The following is a 5254-nucleotide window of genomic DNA, read 5'->3' as shown; positions in this document are numbered from 1 at the left end:
CATTATGCAACTATTTTTGAAGAAAAATTAATTGATGAAATTATTGAAAATGGTATTTTAAGAAAAATTGAAAGTAATGAGTTACTTATTGATATTGGTGATAAAATGACACATATCCCATTAATCTTAAGTGGTGCTGTTAAAATAATTCGTGAAGATGATAAAGGAGATGAAATTGCTCTTTATTTTTTAGAAAAAGGAGACACCTGCGCAATCTCATTTATAAACTGCTTGCATAAAACTGAAAGTATTTTTAGAGGTGTTACTGAAAGAGAAACCGAAAGTATATTTATACCAGTTGATAAAATTGATCAATGGCTTAAAAATTATGAAAGTTGGAGGCATTTTATTATAGATAGCTACCATATGCGTTTGCTTGAAATGGTTGAATCTATAGATAGCCTGGCATTTATGAAACTAGATGACAGATTACTAAAATACTTAACAGACAAGGTTAAAATAATGAAAGACAATGTGTTAAAAATAACGCATCAAGAAATTGCTGACGATTTAAATACATCTAGAGTTGTAGTTTCCAGACTTTTAAAAATACTTGAAAACGAAGGTAAAATTAAAATTAGACGTAATAGAATTATAGTAGATCACATATAGTGTCACTCTGTTTAAAATTAACTTTTCATTTACTAATAAAATAAGCAAACTTTATTTTTAAACTCCACTCATTAACCAACCATAGAACGAAGTTCTAAGTAAGTTACTGAACGGAGTTAATATTGAGATTCTCGAAGGTATTTATCCAACACTAAGAGGTTCAAATTTTTTAAATTATCTGATCAATTTTTTGTATTTAATTCGCTTAGGCATTAAATCACCACCCAATCGTTTTTTCTTATTTTCTTCGTAATCTGAGAAAGAACCTTCAAAGAAATACACTTGACTATCGCCTTCAAAAGCTAGAATGTGAGTACAAATTCTATCTAAAAACCAACGGTCGTGACTAATAACAACTGCACAACCTGCAAAGTTTTCTAAACCTTCTTCTAAAGCTCGTAATGTATTTACATCCAAATCGTTAGTTGGCTCATCTAATAATAAAACGTTTCCTTCTTCTCGTAATGTCATTGCTAAATGCAATCTATTACGTTCTCCTCCAGATAAAGTATCAACTTTTTTATTTTGATCACTTCCAGAGAAATTAAAACGACTTAAATAAGCGCGAGAATTAACTTGCTTCCCTCCCATTAAAATCAATTCTTGTTCGTCAGAAAAGTTTTGCCAGATAGTTTTTTCAGGATCTATATTAGAATGACTTTGATCTACGTACGCAATTTTTGCAGTTTCACCAACAATAAATTCTCCTTTATCAGGAGCTAATTCATTCATAATCATTTTAAAAATAGTGGTTTTACCTGCTCCGTTTGGACCAATAATACCAACAATTCCTGCTTGTGGTAAATTAAAGTTTAAATCTTCATATAATAATTTATCTCCAAATGCTTTTGAAACACCTTTTGCTTCAATTACCTTGGTTCCTAAACGAGGTCCATTTGGAATGTAAATCTCTAGTTTTTCATCTAGTTGATTTTGATCCTGACTCATTAATTTATCATAATTTTTCAAACGTGCTTTTTGCTTTGTTTGACGCCCTTTTGCACCTTGACGCACCCATTCTAACTCTCGCTCTAATGTTTTTTGACGTTTAGATGCTGTTTTAGATTCTAACGCCAAACGTTTTGACTTTTGATCTAACCAAGAAGAGTAATTTCCTTTCCAAGGAATCCCCTCTCCTCTATCCAACTCTAAAATCCAACCTGCAACATTATCTAGGAAATACCTATCGTGTGTTACTGCAATTACAGTTCCTTTATATTGTTGTAAATGATGCTCTAACCAATGTACAGATTCTGCATCTAAATGGTTTGTTGGCTCATCTAATAAAAGTACATCTGGTTCTTGTAATAACAATCTACATAATGCTACTCTTCTGCGTTCTCCACCAGATAAGTTTTTAATTGGAGTATCGCCATCTGGAGTGCGCAACGCATCCATAGCAATTTCCAACTTAGTATCTAATTCCCAAGCGTTTGCAGCATCAATTTTATCTTGAAGAATGGCTTGTTGCGCCATTAATTTATCCATTTTATCCGCATCTGAATACACTTCTTCTAAACCAAACATATCGTTTATTTTGTTGTATTCATCTAAAATAGCTACTGTTTCTGCAACACCTTCTTTTACAATATCCATTACTGTTTTAGAATCATCTAATTGAGGTTCTTGTGATAAAAACCCAACAGAATATCCTGGTGCAAAAACAACATCACCTTGATAATTTTTTTCGATTCCAGCAATAATCTTCAATAATGTAGATTTTCCTGAACCATTTAAACCTAAAATTCCGATTTTAGCTCCATAAAAAAAGCTTAAATAAATATTTTTTAAAACTGGCTTATTTGCACCTTGATAGGTTTTTGATAAACCCGACATTGAAAAGATTACTTTCTTATCGTCTGACATATTATAATGTTATTAATTTTTATTAATTTTTAGTATTTGGTAGCTAGTAGTGAGTATCTAGTAATCGGACTTTCAAACTTCAAAAAATGAGATTACCGCAGTCGTATTTTCCATTTTATTTCAAACACTTCCTTGTAAAGACGTTGTAATTCTAACTTGACTTCACATTTCTCACTTCTAACTTTCGACTTTTAAACTAAGTTTTTAAACCCTCCCTTTTAATGCGTTAAAAACCCATGCAATTGCAAAAAAACCGACTCCTACAGAAGCAAATCCCCAACCTGCAACTTCATTATATCTAAATGCGCCTAGAGCTATAAGTCCAAGTCCAACTATTAACATAATTGCCGTAGCCCAAGCTAATACAGTATTTTTATTCATTTTTTTTGTAAATTTTAGTTAATTATCTTTAAAAAATAATTGAGGTTGCAAATATCGTAAATTAAAATGAATTGCATAAAAAAACACTTGCATACATTACAAGTGTTTCATTATTAAACGTTAAAAAAAAAGTTAAAACCGCATTGGAACTTCTATAAGTAATAATTGTGCTTTATCTAAAGCATAAATATCAATTTCACTTGTTTGTTCTATACCAATTGCATCGCGTTTGTTTAAAATTTCATTTTCAATTTGTATTTCCCCTTCTATTAGCATAATATAAACACCTTGATATTTAGTCGTTAAATTATATTTAAAATAGGTGTTTTTATCCAAATCAACTCTAGATATTTTTGCATTTTGATGAATTGTTAAAGAATCTTCAACAGAATTATCTATTGAAGAAACCAACACTTGCAACTTGTTTTTTCTTTCTGAAGCATCAAACTTCTTTTGATCGTATCTAGGTGTTACATTTTCTTTGTTTGGAAGAATCCAAATTTGAAATAAGTTAATTTCTTTAGTTAAATGATTGTTCATTTCAGAATGTTGAACTCCACTCCCGGCACTCATTACCTGAACCTCACCAGTTTCAATAGGAATCCATTTGTTGCTCATAGAATCTCTATGTTTTAGCGAACCTTTTAATGGAATTGTAATTATTTCCATATTTTCATGTGGATGCGTTCCAAAACCCATTCCTCCTTGAATAATATCATCATTCAAAACTCGTAAAGCTCCAAAATTTAATTTATCTGGATTGTAATAATGTGCAAAACTAAATGAGAAATTTGCTTTTAACCATCCGTGATCGGCTGTTCCTCTATCATTTGCTCTATATATTTCTGTCTTCATATGTTCTAAATTTATCTAAAAGTTTATTCAATATTTTAGCTTCATTTTCAGAAATATTGGTTAGATAATGTTCTAAGTCATCCATTTTAATTTCTGCTAATAAATCCAGTCCTTTTTTAGTTATTTTCACGTAAACTACACGTCTATCATTTTCACATCGTGAGCGTTCAATTAAATCTTTATCACACAATTTATCCATTAAACGTGTGGCATTTGGCGATTTTTGAACCATTCTATCTTTTACAGTTTTTACGGTAATAGCTTTTTTTGCTCCTCTTAAAATTCTTAAAATATTGTACTGTTGTTCCGAAATATTAAAAGGTTTTAACTGTGTATTTCCAATAGTATCAAAATAATTTGCCGTAAACTTTATATTTAACAACGCCTTAATTCGTTCATTGGGAAATGTTGAATTTATTTCTTTAGAAAACTCTACCACAACTAAATAGCTTTTTGAAAATCTTTTACAAGTTTTAAAAGATTCGATTTTAATTTTTCATCTACTAACGCTCCATCTTTAAAATTATCCGAAAAAGAAGGAAGTGACATACTTCCAATAATGTTACCACCGTTAAAAGGAAATCTGCCCGTTGCAATTTCTAAAACTGTTTGTCCGCCTCGAGGACCAGGAGAAGTTGCCAATAACAACATTGGTTTATCTCTCCAAACTTTTCCGTTAATTCTAGATAACCAATCGAATGCATTTTTGAATGCTGCAGAATATGCTCCGTTGTGTTCTGCAAAAGAAATTATAAATCCATCGGATTTTTCAATTACTGCATTCAAATCAGTTGCACCTTTCGGAAAACCATTTTCAGCCTCAACATCAACCGAAAAAAGAGGCATTTCAAAATCGTTTAAGTCAATTTTTAAAACTTGTAAATTGTTAAGTAAATCTCCCGTATATTCTGCGAATACTTTATTAATTGATTTTTTACTTGTGCTTGCTCCTATTGTTAGTATTGTTTTCATATTAAAATTTATTTAGGCAAATATAAGTAAAATATTTTTATTTACCTAGGTAAATAATGTTTAGGTATATTAATTATTTTTAGTTATTAAAAAACTGCTTTAAAAGTGTTTAACAACGCCAACAAAGACGATACGTACACTTTCAAAGCAGCCTTAAAATATAGACTTCCTGTAATTTTTTAAATCTTCATTATTTTTCTGGATACTTTTCCAAAATCACCTTCAAAAACAACTAATAAAAGCCCTTTCCATTCCTCATTTAAATCTACCTCAATAATACCATTTCCACTATTTACTTTATTAGTAAATAATTTCTGACCATAAATAGTATAAATAGAAATTTTTACAGAATCGCCAATATTATTCAATTTAAATGATACAATATTAGAAGCTGGGTTAGGATACGGTAATGAAATATTATTTTCTGCCCAGTCATTTATTCCGAGAGTACTATTTGATTTAAGTGTCCAAAAACCATCTGGAGCAACTAATGGGCGCGTCAAAACTTTACCTGAATTTGCTTCTGCTTCAATATAGTATTCAATATCTGACGTACTAGCACTAGCTG

General features: G+C 30.4%; 7 protein-coding genes. 1 reads left to right on the top strand and 6 read right to left on the bottom strand.

Annotated elements, in window-relative coordinates; translation table 11 throughout:
* The coding region (locus AB1Z17_RS13500; RefSeq protein ID WP_368052295.1) for a Crp/Fnr family transcriptional regulator at nt 1-612 on the top strand (612 nt) is incomplete at its 5' end.
* A gap of 174 nt (nt 613-786) precedes the next feature.
* Here the strand turns inward: AB1Z17_RS13500 and ettA are convergent.
* The 6 genes from ettA to AB1Z17_RS13470 form a co-directional block, all read right to left on the bottom strand.
* Nucleotides 787-2478 (bottom strand): energy-dependent translational throttle protein EttA, encoded by a 1692-nt coding sequence (ettA, locus tag AB1Z17_RS13495; protein ID WP_368052294.1) that lies wholly within the window; start codon nt 2476-2478, stop codon nt 787-789.
* A gap of 204 nt (nt 2479-2682) precedes the next feature.
* Nucleotides 2683-2859, bottom strand: a complete 177-nt coding sequence (locus AB1Z17_RS13490) for a CAL67264 family membrane protein (RefSeq protein ID WP_188704071.1) — start codon at nt 2857-2859, stop codon at nt 2683-2685.
* Nucleotides 2860-2991: 132 nt separating this feature from the next.
* Nucleotides 2992-3714, bottom strand: coding sequence for a pirin family protein (locus AB1Z17_RS13485; RefSeq protein ID WP_368052293.1), 723 nt, complete (start codon nt 3712-3714; stop codon nt 2992-2994).
* Nucleotides 3695-4153, bottom strand: coding sequence for a MarR family winged helix-turn-helix transcriptional regulator (locus AB1Z17_RS13480; RefSeq protein WP_368052292.1), 459 nt, complete (start codon nt 4151-4153; stop codon nt 3695-3697). The genes AB1Z17_RS13485 and AB1Z17_RS13480 overlap by 20 nt, the downstream gene beginning before the upstream one ends.
* Nucleotides 4154-4155: 2 nt before the next feature.
* Nucleotides 4156-4686, bottom strand: coding sequence for an NADPH-dependent FMN reductase (locus AB1Z17_RS13475; RefSeq protein ID WP_368052291.1), 531 nt, complete (start codon nt 4684-4686; stop codon nt 4156-4158).
* A gap of 179 nt (nt 4687-4865) precedes the next feature.
* A partial coding sequence (locus AB1Z17_RS13470) for a T9SS type A sorting domain-containing protein (RefSeq protein ID WP_368052290.1) occupies nt 4866-5254 on the bottom strand: 389 nt, incomplete at its 5' end.

It is taken from the genome of Lutibacter sp. (assembly GCF_040883305.1).
In the GTDB taxonomy this organism is placed as follows: domain Bacteria; phylum Bacteroidota; class Bacteroidia; order Flavobacteriales; family Flavobacteriaceae; genus Lutibacter.
This window is presented reverse-complemented; position numbering and strand designations above follow the sequence as displayed.